The organism is Ferruginibacter sp., assembly GCF_049840995.1.
Taxonomy (GTDB): domain Bacteria; phylum Bacteroidota; class Bacteroidia; order Chitinophagales; family Chitinophagaceae; genus Ferruginibacter.
Window position 1 is genome coordinate 287,852 of the sequence record NZ_JASGIP010000004.1, and the last position, 21,800, is coordinate 309,651.

General features: G+C 42.7%; 17 protein-coding genes. 9 read left to right on the forward strand and 8 right to left on the reverse strand.

From position 1 onward, the window contains the following. Nucleotides 1-95 precede the first annotated feature (95 nt). Nucleotides 96-1,775 (forward strand): GMC oxidoreductase, encoded by a 1,680-nt coding sequence (locus QM738_RS12020; protein WP_462276964.1) that lies wholly within the window; start codon nucleotides 96-98, stop codon nucleotides 1,773-1,775. A 20-nt stretch (nucleotides 1,776-1,795) separates the two neighbouring features. Continuing rightward, entirely contained in the window at nucleotides 1,796-2,413 is a 618-nt protein-coding gene (locus tag QM738_RS12025; protein ID WP_462276965.1) for a gluconate 2-dehydrogenase subunit 3 family protein, read from the forward strand. A 145-nt stretch (nucleotides 2,414-2,558) separates the two neighbouring features. On the opposite strand, the gene QM738_RS12030 is transcribed toward QM738_RS12025, so the two are convergent. Both QM738_RS12030 and QM738_RS12035 read right to left on the reverse strand, forming a co-directional pair. Further along, a complete protein-coding gene (locus tag QM738_RS12030) occupies nucleotides 2,559-3,032 on the reverse strand; it encodes a DUF4395 domain-containing protein (RefSeq protein ID WP_462276966.1) in 474 nt (157 codons plus the stop codon). A gap of 10 nt (nucleotides 3,033-3,042) precedes the next feature. Continuing rightward, nucleotides 3,043-4,260, reverse strand: a complete 1,218-nt coding sequence (locus QM738_RS12035; protein WP_462276967.1) for a peroxiredoxin family protein — start codon at nucleotides 4,258-4,260, stop codon at nucleotides 3,043-3,045. A 204-nt stretch (nucleotides 4,261-4,464) separates the two neighbouring features. On the opposite strand from QM738_RS12035, the gene cysM reads away from it, so the two are divergent. Next, complete coding sequence (gene cysM, locus QM738_RS12040; RefSeq protein WP_462276968.1) at nucleotides 4,465-5,346, forward strand: cysteine synthase CysM; 882 nt, start codon at nucleotides 4,465-4,467, stop codon at nucleotides 5,344-5,346. A gap of 39 nt (nucleotides 5,347-5,385) precedes the next feature. Here cysM and QM738_RS12045 read toward each other — a convergent pair whose 3' ends face one another. Next, a complete protein-coding gene (locus QM738_RS12045; RefSeq protein WP_462276969.1) occupies nucleotides 5,386-6,138 on the reverse strand; it encodes a hypothetical protein in 753 nt (250 codons plus the stop codon). A gap of 289 nt (nucleotides 6,139-6,427) precedes the next feature. Between QM738_RS12045 and QM738_RS12050 the strand changes: the two genes are divergently transcribed. Further along, a complete protein-coding gene (locus tag QM738_RS12050) occupies nucleotides 6,428-8,980 on the forward strand; it encodes a M14 family zinc carboxypeptidase (RefSeq protein WP_462276970.1) in 2,553 nt (850 codons plus the stop codon). Nucleotides 8,981-9,201: 221 nt separating this feature from the next. Here the strand turns inward: QM738_RS12050 and QM738_RS12055 are convergent, their stop codons facing one another. The 5 genes from QM738_RS12055 to QM738_RS12075 form a co-directional block, all read right to left on the reverse strand. Next, nucleotides 9,202-9,672: a hypothetical protein gene (locus QM738_RS12055; protein WP_462276971.1), complete on the reverse strand. Its 471-nt coding sequence runs from the start codon at nucleotides 9,670-9,672 to the stop codon at nucleotides 9,202-9,204. A 28-nt stretch (nucleotides 9,673-9,700) separates the two neighbouring features. Continuing rightward, nucleotides 9,701-10,405, reverse strand: coding sequence for a DUF4386 domain-containing protein (locus QM738_RS12060; protein WP_462276972.1), 705 nt, complete (start codon nucleotides 10,403-10,405; stop codon nucleotides 9,701-9,703). Nucleotides 10,406-10,498: 93 nt separating this feature from the next. Continuing rightward, the gene (locus tag QM738_RS12065) at nucleotides 10,499-10,954 is read right to left on the reverse strand and encodes a hypothetical protein (protein ID WP_462276973.1); all 456 of its coding nucleotides are present in this window, start codon (nucleotides 10,952-10,954) and stop codon (nucleotides 10,499-10,501) included. A 76-nt stretch (nucleotides 10,955-11,030) separates the two neighbouring features. After that, complete coding sequence (locus QM738_RS12070) at nucleotides 11,031-11,591, reverse strand: Crp/Fnr family transcriptional regulator (RefSeq protein WP_462276974.1); 561 nt, start codon at nucleotides 11,589-11,591, stop codon at nucleotides 11,031-11,033. Nucleotides 11,592-11,697: 106 nt separating this feature from the next. Then, nucleotides 11,698-12,951 carry a DEAD/DEAH box helicase gene (locus QM738_RS12075; RefSeq protein WP_462276975.1) on the reverse strand — a complete coding sequence of 418 codons (1,254 nt, stop codon included), beginning with the start codon at nucleotides 12,949-12,951 and terminating at the stop codon, nucleotides 11,698-11,700. 242 nt (nucleotides 12,952-13,193) lie between these two features. On the opposite strand from QM738_RS12075, the gene QM738_RS12080 reads away from it, so the two are divergent. The 5 genes from QM738_RS12080 to QM738_RS12100 all read left to right on the forward strand — a co-directional run bounded on the left by QM738_RS12080 (nucleotide 13,194) and on the right by QM738_RS12100 (nucleotide 21,732). Further along, nucleotides 13,194-14,453 carry an ATP-binding cassette domain-containing protein gene (locus tag QM738_RS12080; protein WP_462276976.1) on the forward strand — a complete coding sequence of 420 codons (1,260 nt, stop codon included), beginning with the start codon at nucleotides 13,194-13,196 and terminating at the stop codon, nucleotides 14,451-14,453. Nucleotides 14,454-14,772: 319 nt separating this feature from the next. Continuing rightward, a complete protein-coding gene (locus QM738_RS12085; protein WP_462276977.1) occupies nucleotides 14,773-15,516 on the forward strand; it encodes a LytR/AlgR family response regulator transcription factor in 744 nt (247 codons plus the stop codon). Nucleotides 15,517-15,799: 283 nt separating this feature from the next. Continuing rightward, complete coding sequence (locus tag QM738_RS12090) at nucleotides 15,800-17,674, forward strand: tetratricopeptide repeat-containing sensor histidine kinase (RefSeq protein ID WP_462276978.1); 1,875 nt, start codon at nucleotides 15,800-15,802, stop codon at nucleotides 17,672-17,674. A 314-nt stretch (nucleotides 17,675-17,988) separates the two neighbouring features. Beyond that, nucleotides 17,989-19,854: a DUF1800 domain-containing protein gene (locus QM738_RS12095; protein WP_462276979.1), complete on the forward strand. Its 1,866-nt coding sequence runs from the start codon at nucleotides 17,989-17,991 to the stop codon at nucleotides 19,852-19,854. 18 nt (nucleotides 19,855-19,872) lie between these two features. Then, on the forward strand, nucleotides 19,873-21,732 hold the full coding sequence (locus QM738_RS12100; protein ID WP_462276980.1) for a DUF1501 domain-containing protein: 1,860 nt from the start codon (nucleotides 19,873-19,875) through the stop codon (nucleotides 21,730-21,732). Nucleotides 21,733-21,800 lie beyond the last annotated feature (68 nt).

Below are 21,800 nucleotides of genomic sequence, written 5' to 3' on the forward strand. Positions count from 1 at the left end.
TGAAAGTTCAAAGTTGAGAACGGGTTGCCAGGCACAAAAGTATTTTATAGCAGGTAAAATTATTCATTATTAATTATTCAATTATTAATTGATCTATGGCCGACAATACTTATGACGCAATAGTAGTTGGTTCCGGCATCAGCGGGGGCTGGGCTGCCAAGGAATTGTGCGAAAAAGGATTGACCGTTCTGTTATTAGAACGGGGAGGGCCACACGAACATATAAAAGATTACAAGAACGCTACAAAGAATATCTGGGAATTTCCACACCGCGGTGCTACTACCGAAGAACAAAGAAAAGATTACCCGGTGATACATCGTGGCTGGGCCGCAGCAGAGCAGGTAATGGACGCCTGGGCAAACGAAAAAGATTGTCCTTACACAGAAGTAAAACCATTTACCTGGTGGAGGAGTTATCGATTTGGCGGCCGTTCTATTTTATGGGGCCGGCAGAGTTATCGCTGGAGCCCGATGGATTTTGAAGCGAATGCCAAAGAAGGTGTTGCAATTCCCTGGCCAGTGAATTATGACGAGATCGCACCCTGGTACGATCATGTAGAAAAATTTGCGGGCATCAGCGGATCAAAAGAAGGATTGGTGAATTTACCGGACGGACAATTCCTGCCACCCATCGATCTGAACATTGTAGAAAAAGATGTGGCTGCAAGGATCAAAGAAAAATTTAAAGGAGAAAGGCATCTGATCATCGGGCGTGTAGCGAACATAACGGTACCGCATAACGAAAGACCGGGCTGCCAGTTCCGGGATCGTTGTTGGGAAGGCTGTCCTTTCGGTGGCTATTTCAGTACACAGTCATCCACTTATCCTGCTGCATTGAAAACAGGTAAGCTTACAGTACGTCCATACTCATTGGTAAGCCAGGTATTGTACGATAAGGATAAAAAGAAAGCCACCGGTGTGGAAGTGATGGATACAGAAAGTAACAAGACATACACCTTCAATTCTAAGATCGTTTTCCTCTGTGCCTCTGCATTGAATTCGGCCTGGATATTGATGCGTTCTGCAACCGATGTATGGGCCGGTGGGTTAGGGAGCAGCAGTGATCAGTTGGGGCATAATATCATGGACCATCATTATAACCTGGGCGCCACAGGGTCAATTGAAGGCTACGAAGACAAATATTATTATGGCCGCAGGCCCACTGGTTTTTATATTCCACGCTTTGTAAATATGGGCAACGATAAAAGGGGATACCTGCGTGGTTTTGGTTACCAGGGATCAGCCAGCAGGAGTAACTGGAGAAGAGAAATTGCAGAGATGAATATTGGCGCTGATTTTAAAGATGCGTTGACCGAACCGGGACCCTGGCAGATCGGTGCCACCGGCTTTGGTGAAATATTGCCTGATCATAATAACAAGATAACACTGGACAAAACTAAAAAAGATAAATGGGGCTTACCGGTATTATCGATGGATGCAGAGCTGAAAGAAAATGAAATGAAAATGCGCAAGGATATTGTGGACGAACTGAAGAATATGCTGGATGCGGCAGGTGCAAAAAATATCCGCTCGTGGGACAGTGGCCATGCGATGGGCCATGGTATACACGAAATGGGAACGGCACGTATGGGCAATGATCCCAAAACATCGGTGCTGAATAAATGGAACCAGGTATGGGATGCGCCGAACGTGTTTGTAACGGATGGCGCTTTTATGGTATCATCGGCCTGCCAGAATCCATCGCTTACCTACATGGCATTTACTGCAAGGGCAGCTGCACATGCAGTAGAAGAATTAAAAAAACAAAACCTATAATATTCATAAAATAAAATACTATGGAACGCAGGGAACTTTTAAAAATGATCGCAGTATTAACCGGCGGAGCTGTAATTGGCGGCGATATGTTTTTAGCAGGTTGTACATCCAAAGAAGCGGATGCTTCCACTTTTTCGGCCGACAATTTGGCCTTGATGAACGAGATAGGCGAAACCATTTTGCCTGCAACCGCTACACCGGGCGCTAAAGCAGCAGATGTGGCTTCGTTCATGAAGATGATGGTAACGGATTGTTATAACCCGGCGCAGCAAAAAGTTTTTAACGAAGGCATAAAAGGTTTTAATGATGCCTGCAAAAAAGCCAACGGTAAATCTTTTATGGATTGCAGTGCCGACCAGCGCAAAGCGTTTTTAGTGTCGCTTGAAAAAGAAGCGAAGGAATTCAATAAACAAAGGGATTTAAGAGAAAAAGAAGCAAGGGAAAAAGCCAAAAAAGAAATGGACCCTGATTATGTAGGCGGACCTTCTCACTATTATACCATGCTGAAGCAATTAACGCTTACCGGTTTCTTTACATCAGAAATCGGCTGCAAACAGGCATTACGCTTAAACCCGATACCGGGCAAGTATGATGGCGCATTCCCTTATAAAAAAGGAGATAAGGCCTGGGCGATTTAAGAATAAAATAAAGACCTTGTATAAAAAAGATGCCGTCCCGGGAAAGGACGGCACTTTTAGTTTCATTTTTGCACACCCGCAAAGGAAAACGGACGCTTATATGATACTTTTAGAAACTGGTACGTTGCCCGGCTTCAAAAATATTTTATGCTGATTTACTGTTAAGTGTATTTTGTACCGATCTGCCAAAGAATTTTTTATAATAAGTATACACATAACAACCTGCGCAAATGCCCAGGAAGGATTCGAGCAATGCAAATACTACCAGGATGCCCGCCAATGCCATTGCGGCTGTGCCATAGTCCAAAAGTGAGGTGATGGTTATAGCTGCTGAAAAGAAGAAACCGATCTTTGCGGCAAACCTTTTCGGCGCCTGGTCAATTGGTTTGGAACGGACCTTGAACAACTCCACTTCTTTTTGGCTGATGATACCCAGCAAACTGTATTTGCCAAAATTGAACCCACGCAAAAAGAAATCAATAGTTAAAAAAGCCGCAATGCCCCAATGCGGAAATACAATAAAAATGATACCCAGTATCAAAACATGCAGGGCGATCAGTCTTACTTTATTTTCATTCACCGTTACAAAATCAACGGGGCATTCCAGTTCTGTTGCCATGAGGTACGATTTAATTTTCTGTCAATAATTTATCGATGGTTTCGTAAAATTCTTTTTTGTAAGCTATATAATGCTCACCGGTGGCCGGGCCATTAAAACCGGTATCCAGTTTTCTTATTTTCCCTTTTTTATCCAGGATGATAGAAGAAGGAAAGAATTTGATCGGGGTTACTTCCGGCAATGTTTTTTCGGTGCGTAAAGTATCCACCACGGTAACACCGGTATTTAAAACTGTGTATTGTACATTGAACCTGTTTTGAAATTTCTGCAAACTTTTTACAGAGCGATCCCAATCAGTACTGTATTCATACGCCAATGCAATGATCTCCACACCACGTTGCCTGTTCTTATTATAGTAATCACTTAAAAAAGCAGTTTCGTCCATACAGTTGGGGCACCAGCTGCCCATCAGTTGTATCACCACCACTTTGTTGTTGAACTTTTCATCGTTGATGGAAACAGGGTTGCCCTGCAGGTCTTTAAAAGTAAAATGCAGCCTTTCCTCACCGGGTTTTACAAACATGGCCACATTGTCTTCTGTAACAGTGGCTTTTGCATTTTTTACAGCCTGCCAGTTTTCTTTATACAATGCGCCGGAATAAAAAGTGCCCCCTGAGATCTTTTTATTGTCATCAATCTTTGCCGTGATCAAAAAAGCATGACCGCCATCAAAGCAGGAAAGAAAAAGAGAATCTTTAGTAACAACACCTTCCAGGTAACGGTAATCGCCGGTGGGATTTAAAAAAGTACCGGTAAGTTTATTACCTGTTTGTTTTAATTCCGCTACCGATAATTCATTGGGTTTATTGCTGTCGAAATTAACCGCCCACCTGCCCGAAATATTTTTATCGGGCTGCGTTGTTGCAGTAAATCTTTTATTGTGCTGTACTGCAGTAAAGGGAATGGATTGAGTTCTTACAGCGCCGCCTTTCAGCCACACACCGGTCAATTGATTGTCTGCATATCGTAATTTGAATTGCGATTCAAATACCGGCATCTGCACCAGCACCGAATCACCATTCTTTGTAATATTATCCACCCGGATATTTTCTGCCGCATTGTGAATATACCAAACGGGTTTACCTTTTTCTGATCTCCACTCAAAAGTAAATGCGATGGCATTGCCATCATTGCGCTGCAGTTTTGCACTCCACCAGCCTTGCTGCGCTGCTGCACGGGAGCTTAAAATAACCAGTAAAAAAAATACGAATGATCTGTTTATATACACTTTCAATAATTTAATCTATTTGCAAATATACTGTTACTCTACCAAAACTATAGACTTGTATTGTTAATTTACAGGAACGGTAAAAGCGGAATAAAATTTCGTTTTTAGTAAGTGAAATTGTTAAAAGTCTGCAATTTTTGTAGACTATTTGACAGTTGCATGGCATAAAGCCCTGTAACTTGCAGTTAGTTTAACAGAAAAGCTATGGCATCGATACTGGACCTCGTGGGCAATACACCACTGGTGGAATTAAAACATTTAAATACCAATAAAAATGTGACGATATATGGTAAGCTGGAAGGCAATAATCCTGGCGGCAGTGTAAAGGACCGTGCAGCTTATGGTATGATAAAAGGCGCCATAGACCGCGGCGAGATAAAAGAAGGCATTAAACTGATAGAAGCTACCAGTGGGAATACAGGCATAGCCTTGGCCATGATAGCAGGTTTGTTTAAAGTGCCGATCGAACTGGTGATGCCCGAAGACGCAACAAGGGAAAGGGTGCTGACGATGGAAGCTTTTGGTGCTAAAGTGATATTGACGCCGAAAGAAAGATCGATGGAAGGCGCTATTGATTATGTGAATGAACAACTGGCAAAAGGGGGCTATCATAATCTGAACCAGTTTGGCAACCTGGATAATCCGGGGATGCATTACAAAACCACGGGGCCGGAAATATGGCGGGATACGGATAAAAAGATTACCCATTTTGTTTCGGCAATGGGCACTACGGGCACCATCATGGGCGTATCAAAATATTTAAAGGAACAAAATAATAATATACAGATCGTGGGGTGCCAGCCAACAGACGGGTCAAAAATTCCCGGTATACGCAAATGGCCCGAAGCATACCTGCCCACTATTTTCAACCGGAAAAATATTGACCGGGTGATTGAAATTGCAGAAAAAGATGCAAGGGTAATGGCAAAAAAACTGGCACGTGAAGAAGCCATATTCAGTGGCATGAGCAGCGGTGGTGCGGCGCATGCAGCCATTGAGTTGGCGAAAGAATTAAAAGAAGGCGTGATCGTTTTTATTGTGTGCGATAGGGGAGACCGATATTTGAGCAGTGACCTGTTTGATTAAATTGGTGTTATCTGTAGCGTAATTGCGTACACGAAATTATCAATGATGCGAATCGCCGTATTTATCCAGCGCTTCCTTCCAGTCCATCTTTTTTACTTTCAATAGGCCGTTCTCTGCTTTTTCTGCTTCGTACATGTCGATATTATCCACTTCCGTTGATTGTTGTTTAAGATTACCAACAATAACATCAAAAGTATGTGCATAATCGGTGTTGGTAACAAACCAGTGCACATTGCCTTTTTGATCGGAAATGGAAGAAAAACTTCCGGCCTTACCGGTTTCTTCCAGCGTTTGTTGTATGAACATGTAATCACCTTCATCCCTGATGCGGTCGTATTGTTTTAATAGCACTTCTCCATTCAATACCCGGTGGCACGAAACCATGTTGCTGTGCCCATGCGGAATAATGGCACGGCCTTTTTTCATACCAAAGATGCGACCGGTGAAAGCATAGTTTTCCGAAATGCCTTTTACTTTGGGCAATACCGGGTCTTTTACATTCACGCCTTTATCGGGATATTCAAAATTCTTCATGGCGTTATCGTAGTCGATCAGTTTCACCAGGTCTTCCAGCGGCAGGCGGTTGTGAAACGCTGTTATTTTTTCCTGCCACTGCACCGGTGTGATGCGGTCTGTTTTAAGGTCTTTACACATGGTATGCAATTCTTTCAGCCATTGGGTGGAGATCTCTTTTAATGGCGCAGCAAATAAATGGTTGGTGAATAACAGGTCTAAAAACGCAATACTGGTAAGGGTCATTAAAGTACCCTTGGTAAACTCACGTCGGTTCACGGTAAATATTTTTTAAGTAATAAGATCGGGAGAAACAGTTATGGCAATAACTGCACATAAATATACAAACAGGTTTTGTTTTTTGGAAATGGTGGAACGTTAATTATTTGTTGAGATGCTATTTTTTTTCTGCCTCAATAAAGACCAATAAAAATATGGCGTTGAACAAAATTCCGCAAATTGAAGAATAAACTCTGCCAATGTTACCCAATAGCATTCCTTAAGCTAGCTCAAAATTGCCTTTGTACTTTCCCCCAAACAACCTATTTTCAATCTTCAACCAAAGCGTATGAGAAGAATTGTTTTTATTGCGGTCGTTCTTTTAACAGCATTGCAAACCAATGCACAGGACCTGAGCTATTACTTACCAACTGATGTTACTTATGATCCTGCTATTCCCAAACCAAAAGATATTATTTTTCACGAAGTAGGCGAATGGCATGTTACACACGACCGGCTGGTGAATTATATGAAAGCCGTTGCAGCAGCGGCACCCGGGAGGATAAAGCTGGAAACAATGGGCTTTACTTACGAACAAAGGCCGCAATTATTACTCATCATTACGTCTCCAAAAAATCAGCAACGGCTGGAAGAGATCCGGCAGCAGCATTTATTGCTGAGCGACCCTGCAAGATCAGCTTCAGTAAATATTGATAATATGCCGATCGTGGTGTGGATCGGTCATTCGATACATGGCAACGAACCCAGCGGCGCCAATGCTGCTTTGCTGAGTGCTTATTACCTGGCAGCCGCACAGGGCAAACAGATCGATGAGCTTTTGGATAATGTAGTGATATTATTCGATCCATCATTTAATCCCGATGGGCTGCAGCGATTCAGCACATGGGCCAACCAGCATAAAAGTAAGAACCTGGTTACTGATCCCAATAGTCGTGAGTTCAATGAAGTATGGCCGGGTGGCCGATTCAATCATTACTGGTTCGATCTGAACCGCGACTGGCTGCCTTCGGTGCATGTGGAAAGTCAACACCGTTTAGAATGGTTCCACAAATGGAAACCGAATATTTTAACCGATCATCATGAACAGGGAAGTAATGCCACTTTCTTTTTTCAACCGGGTGTGCCTGCAAGGGTAAACCCATTAACGCCAGAAAAGAACCAGGAGCTTACCAATAAGCTGGCGAAGTTTCATGCAAAGGCATTGGATAAGATCGGGTCTTTATATTTTACGAAAGAAAACTATGATGATTTTTATTACGGAAAAGGGTCCACCTATCCTGATATCAATGGTGCCATCGGCATCTTGTTTGAACAGGCCAGCAGCCGCGGTCACGCACAGGAAACTGCCAATGGTATTTTAAGATTTCCATTCACCATAAAGAACCAGTTTGTAACAGCACTCTCCACACTGGAAGGCGCTAAAGAACTGCGCAAAGAATTTTTAACATGGCAGCGTGATTTTTACAGTAATACTTTAAAAGAAGCAGCTGCTGCGCCGGTGCAAGGATATGTTTTTGGCGATGCCAATGATAAGAATAAAACAGCGCTTTTTGTATCGATGTTGTTGCGCCAGCAGGTAGCAGTATACAAACCAAAAAATGATATTACAGTTAATGGAAAAATCTTTAAGGCAGATGATGCGTTTGTGGTGCCTATGCAGCAAACACAAAACAAAGTATTGCGTACCATTTTTGAAAAAACACTGAATTATAAAGACAGCATATTTTACGATATCACAGCATGGACCTTGCCACTGGCATTTGGCCTGCCCTATAGCGAATTGAGTGCAGTACAATTCAATAATAATTTGCTGGGACAAAAAGTGACCGGTGATGATGCCATCAACAGCAATGTATACGGTGGTAAAAGTAATTACGGTTACCTGCTGCAATGGAGCGATCTGCTGGCGCCTGCTGCATTGTACGAACTGCAGCAGAATGATATACTTACTAAAGTTGCTACGGAGCAATTCGAGATACCGGTATCAACAGGTAATAAAAATTTCAATCCCGGAACAATTCTGATCACGGTGAACAATCAATCTATTGATGCAGATAAATTATTTGCATTGATAAGCGATGTAGCAAAAAAATACCATCTTTCTTTTTATGCACTGCAAACCGGTAATGCTGTCAGCGGTATAGATATGGGCAGCAGGAAAGTAGCTGCATTGATCAAACCTTCCATTGCCATGATAACAGGGCCGGGTGTGAATGCCACCGATGCCGGTGAAGTATGGCATTTACTGGATCAGCGTATGAATATACCTGCAACACACCTGGAACCTTCGATCTTTAATCGTGCCGATCTTTCACGTTACAATACATTGATAATGGTGGGAGGTAATTATAATGAATTGAATAAAGAGAAACTGAAAGCATGGGTAAGTAACGGCGGTAATTTGATCTTTTTGGAAGAAGCAGTGCAATGGGCTGCACAGAACGGCATTAATTCGGTCACCTTAAAAAAATTGAAGAGCCCTGTGGACAGTGCGAAGAGAACTCCTTACGGTGACCAGGAAGAAATTGATGGTGCACAACAAATGAGCGGCGCTATCTTTGCAGCAGATGCAGATCTTACACATCCACTAGCATTTGGCTATAATGATAAGACGGTAAGCTTTTTTAAAGCCAACCGGGTGTATATGGAAAGAAGCAAGAATCCTTATGCCACGCCATTTTATTATAAGGAAAATCCTTTGCAAAGTGGCTGGCTGAGTAAAGAGAACAGTGATGCTATTAAAAATTCTGCTGCGGTAATTGTAAATGTGGTGGGTAGCGGAAGAATTATTAATATTGATAACAATCCTAATTTCCGGGCCTTCTGGCTAGGCGGCAGCAAGCTGATGATGAATGCGATTCTTTTTTGGAAAAATAATTGATGCGGCTACTGCAAGAACGGAATAGATATGTTTCAACCTCAACTCAGATAAAAGAGTCCTCCATTTGTGGGGGCTTTTTTTTTGTTACGGGTTTGCGGGATGCGGGGTATGAGTTACGGGTTGCGGGTTAGTTGATCGTTTGCGAGTATTAGAAATGCTTTTTTCGCTAACGATCAACTAACCCGTAACAAAACTAACCCGTAACAAAAACAACCCCTAACTTATCTCAACCCAAATACTGTTCCCACCAACAAACTTATGAAACCGGTGATATTGGCTATTTGACGGTATTGAAAAATATCGAGCCATTTTGTGCGTTGCTCTGCCCAGTTGGATGGATAGTTGTTAACTGACCAGCTGTTGATCATATCATTGATGGGCATATTGCCTTTTATCGTAAGTGTAGTATCGATCACCAACGCAATAAAAGCAATTGCAACTGTGATAAATAATAAACCAGAAGGATGCTTGATTGCTGCGATGAGCAACAATAAATTACTTAATAACGCAGCATAGATCACGTATTTGAAATTATTCCGCATAGCAGCATCCACCAGTTTCCTGAATTCAATATAGGCATTGGCACTCAGATCGAGTTGTGCAGATTTTAAAGAGAGTAAATACATGAAAGACTGGCTGGTGATAATACTGTACACAATTAAAGTGAACAGTAAAATGATTTTAGTGGTCATTGTAAATTTGATTTGATATAATGATCATTTATTTTTTACGGATCAGTAGAATACCTGTTGCCACCAACCATACCAGCCATAATGTGCTGCCAATGAATCCTGCCATATTCCAAACAGGGAAGCCGGGCATCACCGTAGCAAATAATTCAGCTTGCGCCAGCAGGTAAATAAAGGCGCTTACAAAGCCCAGTATATTGATCCATTTCGGCATCAGTTTAAGCCTGCTAAAAACAACCGACATTAAGATGGTCCAAATAATCGTGAACAACTGACCCAGGTGTTCGCCCAATATTACACCGCCAAACTGGTGTATGGTTTTAAAAGCTGTAACAACTGCGGATTTTGTTGCTTCATCTGTAGCATGCACATAGTTATTTGCTAAAACTTGTACCACGAATGTCCATCTTAACAGGCCGATCATCTGCACCAGCAAACCAATTACTCCGATGGTAGTAGCGGTACGTACCAATGCTGATCGCTGTTCCAGCTTTTGCCCCAGCCGGATATAAGCGGGTATCAATGGCAGGCCCACTAATGCAAAAGCAAACCATGTCCATATCAGCCTGCTGCCGCCTTCGTAAAATTTAGTGAGTATTACGCCCGTTTCCTGGCGCAGTATCACAGGGTATTCAAATATCATGGTAAGGATAGTGTAAGGGATCAATACGCCAACGGCGCCTGCAATTAAAAACCAACCGGTTGTTTTGCTGTTTTTTAAAAAAGAATTTTCCATTGTATAAGTGTTTGTTTTGATTGATGATGCAAAGCTATCGGATGTATTTGCCCTGGTGCAGGACATTTGTCCAATAATGCATCGCTCATAATTTTAAAAGGAGAAAGAATAGCTGATGCCTGGTGTGGGATTTACTTTGATGCCCTTGTCTTTGGTTGTTACAGCAATGGCGCCGATGCGCAGGTTCAAACCTTTCCATAGCATCCAGCGGAAGCCGGCTTCAGCAGCAACGGCATTTTTATTTTTGTAATCGCGGTTGATACCACGCATATAGGAAGCGCCGGCATAAAAAGAGGAGGGGATCTCTTTATTGTCAACCGGTGCAAACCAATACGTAACACCGGTTTTTAGAAAATTAGTATACTCACCCGCTTTAAATGCAGTGGTGTAATAACCTGCGTGAACCGATACCTGGTGGTAACGGTATTCCAAACCAATGGAAGGATTGCGGAAAGCGTTCACACTTAATTCGTTTTTGGAAAATTTATTTTGAGCTTCAGTAGAGGCAGCCGCCATTAATACAAGCGCTGTAAAAAAATGTTGTTTCATATTGTTGTTTGTTTAGAACACAAAGATGAAACAGCGAAAAGTCGTGGTGCTGGACAAATGTCCATAAATAAAAAGCTCAGTAATTATTGCGTATGCGGCTGAGGTGGCGGGGTGTAACGCCCAGTATGGAAGCAAGGTATTGCAATGGTATCTGCTGCAGCAATGCAGGTTCTTCTTTCATCAACACCGCATAACGCTCTTCTGCAGTAAGCGTAATAAGATTACTGCGGGTCTCATCCATGCCCACGGCCAGGTTTTCCAGTGCAGCGATATAGAAAGAGCGGAATCCTTCATTCTGTTGCTTTAATACCAGCAGGTCATCATAATGTATCATCCACAATTCTGCATCTGCAAGTGCCTTTATATTTTCTTTGCTGGGTTGCTGTTTGTAAAAACTGATGATGGATAATAAAAAAGAGTTGGCGCCGGCAATATAAGTAGTGATCTCCTTACCCTCTTTACTATAATAATACTGGAACAGACCTTTGGTTACAAAAGCCAGGTATTTACTGGTCTTGCCTTCCTGCACAAAATGATCGCCCTTGCCGATCTTTTTAAATATAAAAGCGGCAGTGATAGCTGTCACTTCATGGGCAGGAATGCCTTTGCCGGAAAAATAGGAAAGCAGTTGATCCAAAATAAAGCGGGTTAAATTATGCCAATGAAGATAATTATTATTTTGAAAAGATACCGGGAATAAAAAGGGCCGCATAAAGCGGCCCATATTTATACAATTTATTTTCTTACCCCTTCGCCGGGCTGAATTTTCTTTTATCATTTCTCTTCTGCCCGTTGAATTTATTGCCACGGGGCTTAAAATGTTGCCTTTGCTGCTGTTTGGGCGCTGCAGGTGTTGGTTGTGCATCAGCAGCTAACGGATAGGGGTGTTCGCTGTTTACCGGGATGGTCTTGCCGATCACTTTCTGGATATCCTTCAGTTCTGCTTTTTCATCTGCATCGCAAAATGAAAAGGCAATGCCGGTATTGCCAGCCCTGCCGGTACGGCCAATGCGGTGCACATAAGTTTCCGGTACTTCGGGCAATTCAAAATTGATCACATGCCCCAGGTCGTCAATATCAATACCCCTTGCTGCAATATCAGTAGCAACCAATACCCTTACATTACCATTCTTGAAATTGTTGAGTGCATTCTGTCTTGCATTCTGCGATTTGTTGCCATGTATAGCTGCCGCAGTAATGTTCTCTTTCTGTAAGATCTTTACTACTTTATCGGCGCCGTGCTTGGTACGGGTAAACACCAGCACGTTTGCAATGCTGCTGTCTTTCAATAAGTGCAGCAATAATTTATTCTTATCCTGCTTGGCTACATAATACAAACTTTGTTCAATAGCATCCACTGTAGAAGAAACCGGGGTCACTTCCACTTTAGCAGGATTGGTCAATAATACATTGGCCAGCTTTTGTATTTCGGGCGGCATGGTGGCCGAAAAGAATAAGGTTTGTCTTTTTTCCGGCAGGCGCACAATTACTTTTTTTACATCATTGATAAAGCCCATGTCGAGCATGCGGTCGGCTTCATCCAGCACAAAGATCTGCAGGTGACGCAGGTTGATAAAACCCTGGCTCATCAGGTCCAGTAACCTGCCCGGTGTGGCGATCAAAACATCCACGCCTTTTTTTAAAGCAATGGTTTGATGCAATTGCGACACACCACCAAATATCACCGTATGCGAAATGCCGGTATGCCTGCCATAAGCAGCAAAACTATCATTGATCTGTATCGCTAACTCTCTTGTTGGCGTAAGTATCAACACTTTTATACCCGGCACATGTTGTTTTTGCTGGTAGAGTAATTGTAAGATCGGGATGGCAAAAGCCGCTGTTTTACCGGTGCCGGTTTGTGCACAACCTAAAAGATCCTGTTGCTGTAATACCAGCGGAATAGCCTGTTGCTGTATAGGTGTGGGATTGCTGTAACCCTCCTGGGATAAAGCTTTCAATATGGGTTCAATTAAACCCAGTTCTTTAAAGTCCATTAATAATGGTTTATATGTATGGCTGAAAGGACGTTGTATTTTCGAGATCAGCAAGATTATTTTGTACCACCGGCTTACAACCTGCCGTATTTGCTGTGTGGAGAAATGCAAAGATAGTGTATTCTGAATTAATCAACTTTTCAGCGCATTTTATACAATGGCCACCTGTACATATCAATGTTGTTACTTTGAATTATAAAAACAGAAAGCGTTAATTTGCTGACTCAAAAATTGTAAGCAGCGTGAAGGATACCATACAACATTGGGCCGTTGATATTGCAGCCGATTGTAATTATGACCTGGTAATCGAAAATTTACTGAATGGCACTTTATTAAAAGATATCACCACATTGCCTGCGGGTGAAGGTGCATTGTACTCTCATATCACCATCAATAAAATAATTGAAGAAGAATTACTGCACGATCATTTTGAAATAACCACGGCAGCCAACAGCAGTTTAAAAAGTATGAGCAGTGGCGAACAGAAAAAAGCATTGCTGCATTACCTCGTACAAAAAGATCCACCTTTTATTGTAGTGGATAATGTACTGGATAATTTAGACAGCGCCGCACAACAACATATTGTTGCAACACTGCAGCAGGCAGCAACGCATACTTTGATAGTGCAGGTGATTGCAAGGCAAAAAGATATACTGCCATTTATCAATGATGTATTGTTGGTAAACCATAATAAAATAACGGCACAGCAAAAGTTGGATGTTTATTTAAAGGAAAAGAACAGTGCTGTAAAAAAATATTTTCCCGGGAACATTCCGCCGGCATTGCATGGTTATGATTTACCTGCAGGTCCATTACTGCAATTAAATGATGTATCCGTGAGTTATGATGGCCGTGCCATTCTTGATAAAATTAACTGGACAGTACAGCCAGGCGAGTTCTGGCAGCTGGCCGGACCTAATGGTAGTGGCAAGAGCACGATCCTCAGTTTGATCACCGGTGATAACCCAAAAGGTTATGGACAAGACCTGGTATTGTTTGGTATAAAAAAAGGCAGTGGCGAAACGGTGTGGGATATCAAGCAAAATATCGGGTATGTAAATTCCACGCTGGCGCAGTTCTTTCCCCGCCTGGATTCGGTGGAAAAAATGGTGCTCTCCGGTTTTTTCGATTCAATTGGATTATATGTTGTGCCCAACGAAACACAGGTTAAAACAGCGCAGGCCTGGCTGAGGACCATCGGTTTGTTTGAAGAAAAAGATCAGCCCTTTTGTTTTTTACCATTGGGAAGGCAGCGCATGGTACTTACCGCCAGGGCCATGGTAAAGCATCCGCCCCTGCTGATATTGGATGAACCTACCGCCAGCCTGGACGACAATAATATCCTGCTGTTCACAGCCCTCATCAATAAAATAGCTGCCGAAACCACTACGGCCATATTATATGTATCACACCGCCCCGAAGCAGGGCTGGATCCGCAATATATATTTAATTTGACCCCCGGAGCCAACGGGTCAACAGGTAAAATGAAAAACCGCAATTAAAAATTGCGGACACAAAAATCCCGCAGGTTTTACGCTGCGGGACGTGGATAAGGCAAGTGGTTAATGGATTATAAAGCGCACCTGCTTCAGCCACGGAACGTATATCGAAAAATTAGTAGCGTTTCTAAAAAAATGGGGGCTGGATGAAAATCCTGCCCCGTTTAAAATCCAATATCCTATGAAAAACCGAAACAAAAATAGTAATACTCCACTAACATTATAGAGAAAGTAGTTAAAAACTATCCACAAGTAGATGAATGCTAATTTTGAGTAGATAAAGGCCCGAAAGGTAAAAAAGGGTTAATTTTGTACCCTAGTTATGCCTGACCCCCTGACATATATACTGGCAGATGACGACGAACTTTACCGGGAATATACCTTACAGCAATTGAACAGTATTCCTGGCCTGCAATGTTTATGCACTTGCGAGAACGCGTTGATTACCAGGGAGCAATTACAGCACTTTCAACCCGATCTGCTGGTGCTGGATGTGGAAATGCCCGGCCTTACCGGCATACAGCTGGCCAAAAGCCTGAAGCAGTTGCCCTTTACCATTTTCATTACTTCGCACACCAGTTATGCAGCCGATGCTTTTGAGCTGGATGCAGTGGATTACCTGGTAAAACCGGTAAAACCAGAACGCATGTTGCGGGCCATTGATAAAGTAAAAGTGCTGGCCAATATCAAAGCCACCACACCGGCCGCCGAAGCCTTTCAGACAAAAGACGAGGAATCTTTTTTCATCAAAGACAAGAATGTTTTTTTAAAGATCGCTTATGCGGACCTGTTATATGCAGAATCGCTGGGCGATTTTGTACATCTTTTTTTACAGAATGGCGAAAAGAAAATTGCCCTGGTAAGCCTGAAGAATTTAGAACAGCAGTTACCGCATCATTTGTTTGTACGCATCAGCCGCACACATCTTATCAATATCCAAAAAGTAACCGCACTGGATAATGAAGCGGTGCATATTGGTAAGATACAATTGCTGATAGGAAAGACCTATGCCGAAAATGCAATGAATGTAATAGTGGGCAAACAGGCAATAAAACGTTTTATCTAAAGCTCCTTGTAAGGCTTTTTTGTTTGAGCAGTAAAAGCTACCGGTTTACATAAGCAACTTCAAACTAACGATCAGGGAACTGAATCTGAGTTTACAGTAGTGCAAAAGTTACATCAGGGAACAAGCTGGAAAAGGGGATGTAATCCTTTTCCGTCCCGCCTTGGGCTGGATTTTTTTGTTTCTTTTTTGGAGAAGCAAAAAAGAAAGCAGAAAGCTGCAGGAATTATAATGCAGATTGCAACTGGAATGTTTTTAAAGAAGAAAGAAGTTAAACCTTAATATAATGAAGAACTGCTTGCTGGCATTAGCCTTATTGATGGCCTGTAACTGTTTTGGCCAGGCCAATAAAGAAGTGGACAGTCTTTTAAAAGTACTGGATACCGAAAAACAAGATAGCAATATACAGCGCATACTCAGCCGTATCGGCAGCTATTATATTGATAACAATCCTACCAAAGCCATAGAATATTTTGAACGGGCATCAGAACTGAATAAAAAACTGGGCTTTACATTGCGTCTTGCAAATAATTATTATGACCTGGGTTTTTGCTATTTACTAAAGGCAAACTTTGATAAATCACTGGAGTTTTACCAGCAAAGCGCTAAACTGTACGAACAGATCAACGACCGGCACCGGCTTACCAATGCTTATATGTCGATGGGCAATGTGTTTTTCCAGAATAAAGATTTTCCAAAAACAAGAGAATATTACGACAGGGCAGAATCAATTGTAAAGCAGACAAAAGACAGTGTACAATTGAGTTCGCTGTATGCAGAGCGGGGCATGATCAACGACCAGTTAGGACAATACGATTCTGCATTGGTATACCTGCAAAAAGCTTTGGATGTGGCCAAGCTGATAAAAGATGATGGCATGGTGACCAGCACGCTCAGCAATATGGGACTGAGTTATAAACATAAAAAAGAAACCACGCTTGCATTGCAGTATTTTGATACAGTACTGAAAAAATTCACTTCCAACCCTGATGAATCTTTTGATAACCTGGCGATCGCTTATAATAATATCGCTGCCACGCAGGCACAAGCGGGCAATTATCCGCAAGCCATTGAAGCATTCAATAAAAGTATTGATTATTCCAAAAGGCAAACATTGCTTTCGGTAGAGATGGAGAATTACCGCAACATGGCAGATATGTATGCCGATATGAAAGATTATAAGAACGAAGTGCTGTACCTGAAAAAATACCACCAGTTGAAAGACAGCATTTTTACCAATGATAATAAGAACCAGCTTACACAACTGGAAACCGATTACCAGCTGGAGAAAAAAAATATCAGCCTGGTAAAACAGGAAACAGAAACATCCCGGCAAAAAGCGCAGCGCAATATTTTTTTGGTGATTGCCATTGGTGCTGCATTGCTGTTGGGGGCATTGGCATTCTTTTACAGGCGCATCCGCCAGAATAATATTTTACTGCAGGAAAAAAATGTGCAGATCAATAAACAAAAAGATGAACTGCAAACGCTCAACCAGGTAAAGGACCGCTTATTTTCTGTCATCAGTCACGACCTCCGTAATCCATTGGTAACACTGAATGGTTATCTTTCGTTGGCCGATAATACTTCGTTGCCTCCAGAAAAAAAAGAAGCCTATAAAAAACAAACATTGCAGGCCATCAGCCAAACCAGTAATATGCTGGACAATCTGTTGGTATGGGCCAATATGCAGATAAAGAATACCCGCCCTGCCATTACACATATCAATGTGGAAGATTGTATTGATGATGCCATTGGTGCAGCAAAAGCGCAGGCCACGCAAAAAAATATCCATATCAATAAAGATATCAGCGCCGCCACTGCCACGGCCGATCATAACATTATAGAAATAGCCTTGCGCAATATCATTACCAATGCGGTTAAATACAGTAATGCCGACAGCAATATCACGGTAAGCAGTTTCAGCGATAAGGAACATACTTACATTACGGTAAAAGATGAAGGCGTAGGCATGAGTCAAAGTAAAGTAGCCGAATTGCTGAACAGTGATGTGGAAAGCACTGCCGGTACACAGGGCGAAAAGGGTAGTGGGCTGGGGCTTTTTTTGGTAAAAGAATTACTGCAAAAAATAAACGCAGTTCTGTCAATTGAGAGTGAAGAAGGCAAAGGCAGCAAATTTATTATTGCATTGGCAATATGATCACCCCGTTTTTTTACAAAAGCTATACAACCATTTTTGTAGTACTGCTGCAGTATAAAATACTACGTGATTTTTTATTAACATTCCTGAAATATTTTTAAAAAATATTTATAAATAATATTATCTTCATCGTGACTTACTAACCGCCTTTTGTTTTCGCTGGATTTTTTCGCTGTTTAAGACCGTCCCTCTGCATACTGGTTTTTTTTCTAAAAACATTTTACCCGTTTACACCCCGTGCCGGAAATTACCTGCATGCTGTTTCTTTACCGGAACAGGTGATGTTATTGTTATGCTTTAAACTACTGTTACTTATGGGACACGAAAAATTTAAAAGAAAAGATTTTTTTAAGAAGCTTGGCGGCTTCAGAAAAGAGGTTACTGAAACGGAAACTGTAACCGAAGAACCACCGGGAGGGCCAGATCCATTATTTGATAAGTACGCACGGAAAGAACTGGGCAACCGCATGTATTCGGAGCGGATGGAAGTTCCGGACATTGACAACCAGCTTACCAGTCGTGTAGGCAATGTTACCAGCGGCCTTACACCTTACGGTGGCGCATGGACGATTTGGGAGGCAGCACATTTGTTACGCAGAACCAGTTTTGGTGTAAAGAAAGCCGACCTGGAAGCATTGGTGGGCATGACCACTTCGGCAGCGGTAGACAGCCTGCTGAACTTCAGCGCCCCGTCTTTACCCACACCAACTCCTGTAAATTATTACCAGGCTACATTGGCCGACAGCGGCGGTATTGCATTGGGCGCCAGCTGGACCTCCAATAATCTTACTTATGTAAACAGTAATGATGGCACCAATAATTATTACCGGCAATTAAGCCTTACCAGCTGGACCTGGGGTGTGTTCCTGAACGACACCACAAGCATCCGCGAAAAGATGGCGCATTTCTGGTATCATTTTATACCGGTGAATTTTGATGACCTTCGCAACCAGCAGAATAATTCTGCCACCATGTGCAGTGATTATATGAGCTTATTACGGACCAATGCACTGGGTAATTTTAAAACGCTGATAAAAGCCATTGCCAAAACACCGGCCATGCTGGTGTACCTGAGTAATCAATACAGCACTGCTTCGGCACCCAACGAAAATTTTGCACGGGAACTGATGGAATTATTCACCATGGGAAAAGTGCCTACGCAGAATTATACAGAGCCGGATATCATTGCTGCATCAAAAGTTTTTTCGGGATGGAGAACACCGAGTTTTGTAGCGGCCTATCCTTTTGCACCAGGTTTTAATTCCAGTTATCATAATCAAACTAACAAAGTTTTTTCTTCCAACTTTGGTACCACTACTATCACCAATCAAACAGGTACCAATGGCGCCAACGAGTTCGACCTGTTCTTTGACATGATGTTCAATTACCAGCAAACCACCATTGCAAAATATGTTTGCCGCAGGCTGTACCGTTATTTTGTTTATTACGATATTGATGCCAACGTGGAAGCCAATGTGATCGTGCCGCTTTCCACCATCTTAATTAATAATAACTGGGACATGCTGCCCGTGGTAAGTACTTTGTTTAAAAGCGAACATTTTTATGATGCGGCCAACAAAGGCGTCATGATAAAATGCCCGGTTGATTTTATGGCAGGTACATTGCGTACCCTGAACATTAATACCACGCCTGCTGCAGGTACATCGCAGATAGCCAACCAGTATGGTGTGTGGAATTATTTTCAGAACTACGGTAACACCTACCTGGAACAGGCGCTGGGACTGGTTCCCAACGTTTCCGGCTGGAAAGCCTATTACCAGGGACCAGCCTTTTATCAAAACTGGATCAACTCCAATTCCATACAACGCCGCTCCAGTTTATTAACAGCATTTGTAAATGGCTTTACTACGTCTACGCTTAGCATTAAGTTCGACCCCATCGCATTTGTGCAGCAGTTTCCTTCGGCCACTATACAGGATCCTGACCTGCTCATTAATGCCATTACACCTTACCTGTTTCCTATTGATCTGCCTGCAACGTATAAGAACGATACCAAGGTGCAGACACTACTGGCAGGGCAGGTAACCAATAGTTACTGGACCACGGCCTGGAATAACTATGTTGCTTCGCCCACCACAGCCAATACCAATATTGTAAAGAACAGGCTGAATTCGTTGTTAACCACTTTTATTCAACTGGCCGAATTTCAATTAATGTAAGCCTTTAAAATAATTATTATGGACCGCAGAAAATTTTTAGGAAACACAGCGCTCTTTACTGTTCCGATGATGATAAAAGGCATTCCTGTTTTTGCAGGTGACGGCGCCCTGCACCCTTTTTTGCAGGCACTCACCACTTCCAACATGAACTGCAACAGGATACTGGTGGTGATACAGATGAACGGTGGCAATGATGGGTTGAATATGGTGATACCGCTGGACCGTTATACCGAGTTGGGCAATGCAAGGCCCAACCTGCTGATACCAACCGGCAATGGTGCATCATCGCCACTGCCACTTACCGGCACTACTACCACTGCTCTCCATCCTGCAATGACAGGACTGCGTGACCTTTTTAACCAGGGAAAAGTGAACCTGGTACAAGGCGTATCTTATCCCAATCCTAATTACAGCCATTTCCAGGCGCAGGATATATGGTTCACTGCCACCAGTACATTGCCTTCGCCCGATACAGGCTGGCTGGGGCGCCAGCTGGATACAACTTATCCCGGCTTCCCCACCGGTTATCCCAATGGCGGCAATCCAGATCCATTGGCGATACAGATCGGTGGCGCTTTGCCTTTATCATTGCAGGGACCCAATATCAACATGGGGTACAATGCACCCAATCCCGCAGCATTGATCAATGTTGCAACAGCAACTCCGGCATCTGCACCGGTGAGCGATTATGGCACCGAACTTACTTTTATCCGCATGATGAAAGACCAGAGTAATGCTTATGCTAACAGGATATCTACAGCTTACGCAGCACAAACCACACTGTCTACAATGTACGCAAGCTCCGGCAATACCTTATCAGATCAGCTTAAAATTGTGGCAAGGCTTATTGGTGGCGGCCTTACCACACCGGTATATATTGTTAACCATCCTGATTCTTTTGATACGCATGTGGACCAGGTAGTGGCCGGCGATCCATCAACAGGATATCATGCAAATGTGCTGTCAAAATTATCAGTGGCCATCAGCGCTTTCCAGGATGATATTACTTTAATGAACCGTGCACACAAAGTGATCGGTATGACCTTTAGTGAATTTGGCCGCCGTGTAATTTCCAATACCAGTGTGGGTACCGATCATGGATCCGGCGCACCGGTGATATTCTTCGGCGCAGCCATACAGGGAGGCGTTACAGGTACTTCGCCTGTATTACCCACCAATCCCACCAGCAGCACGCAGGTACCGCTGCAATATGATTTCCGGCAGCTATACAGCACCGTTATGCAGAAATGGTTGTGCATGACCAGTGCTGAATCGCAAACGGTACTAAATGGTAACTATTCCATGATAACCTTGTTCAATGAAGTGGTATTGCCCATTGATGGTATTGAGCTGAATGCAGTATGGGAAGATGATATGGCGAGATTGGATTACGAGGTTTTTGAGAATGAACGCTACGATCATTTCTTTATTGAAAGATCTGTTAACGGTGTGGATTTTCAACAGGTGAACACGGTGAAGAATACAAGTACTGCCAACCAGCAGAAGTATGTGTATAAAGACAGCCGCATCAGCGCCCCCGAAGTGTTTTACCGCATTACCGGTGTTACCAAGCAGGGCATGCCGGTGTATTCAAAAATTGTGAAACTTAAAAACAGTATCACACAGCTGGTAAGGATCTATCCTAATCCTGTTACCAATCACACCATTCATGTGGAATTCCTGAATAAAGTAAATGACAATGTGGAGATCACTATTTACGGCGCCCGGGGAGAGAAATTGTATTACAACCAGCTGAACCCAAGGGGCAACCGCATCATCAGTTTTAAAGTGCCTGATTATTTTGACGTAAAGACCTTGTATATCCTCAATATTTCCTTTGACGGTAATGTAGTGAACGAAAAATTATTATTTGAGTAAACGGGGGTTTTCTTAAATATAAATATCCCCGCCCTGTTTCGCTTAAGCGTTACCGGTAGCGGGGATAT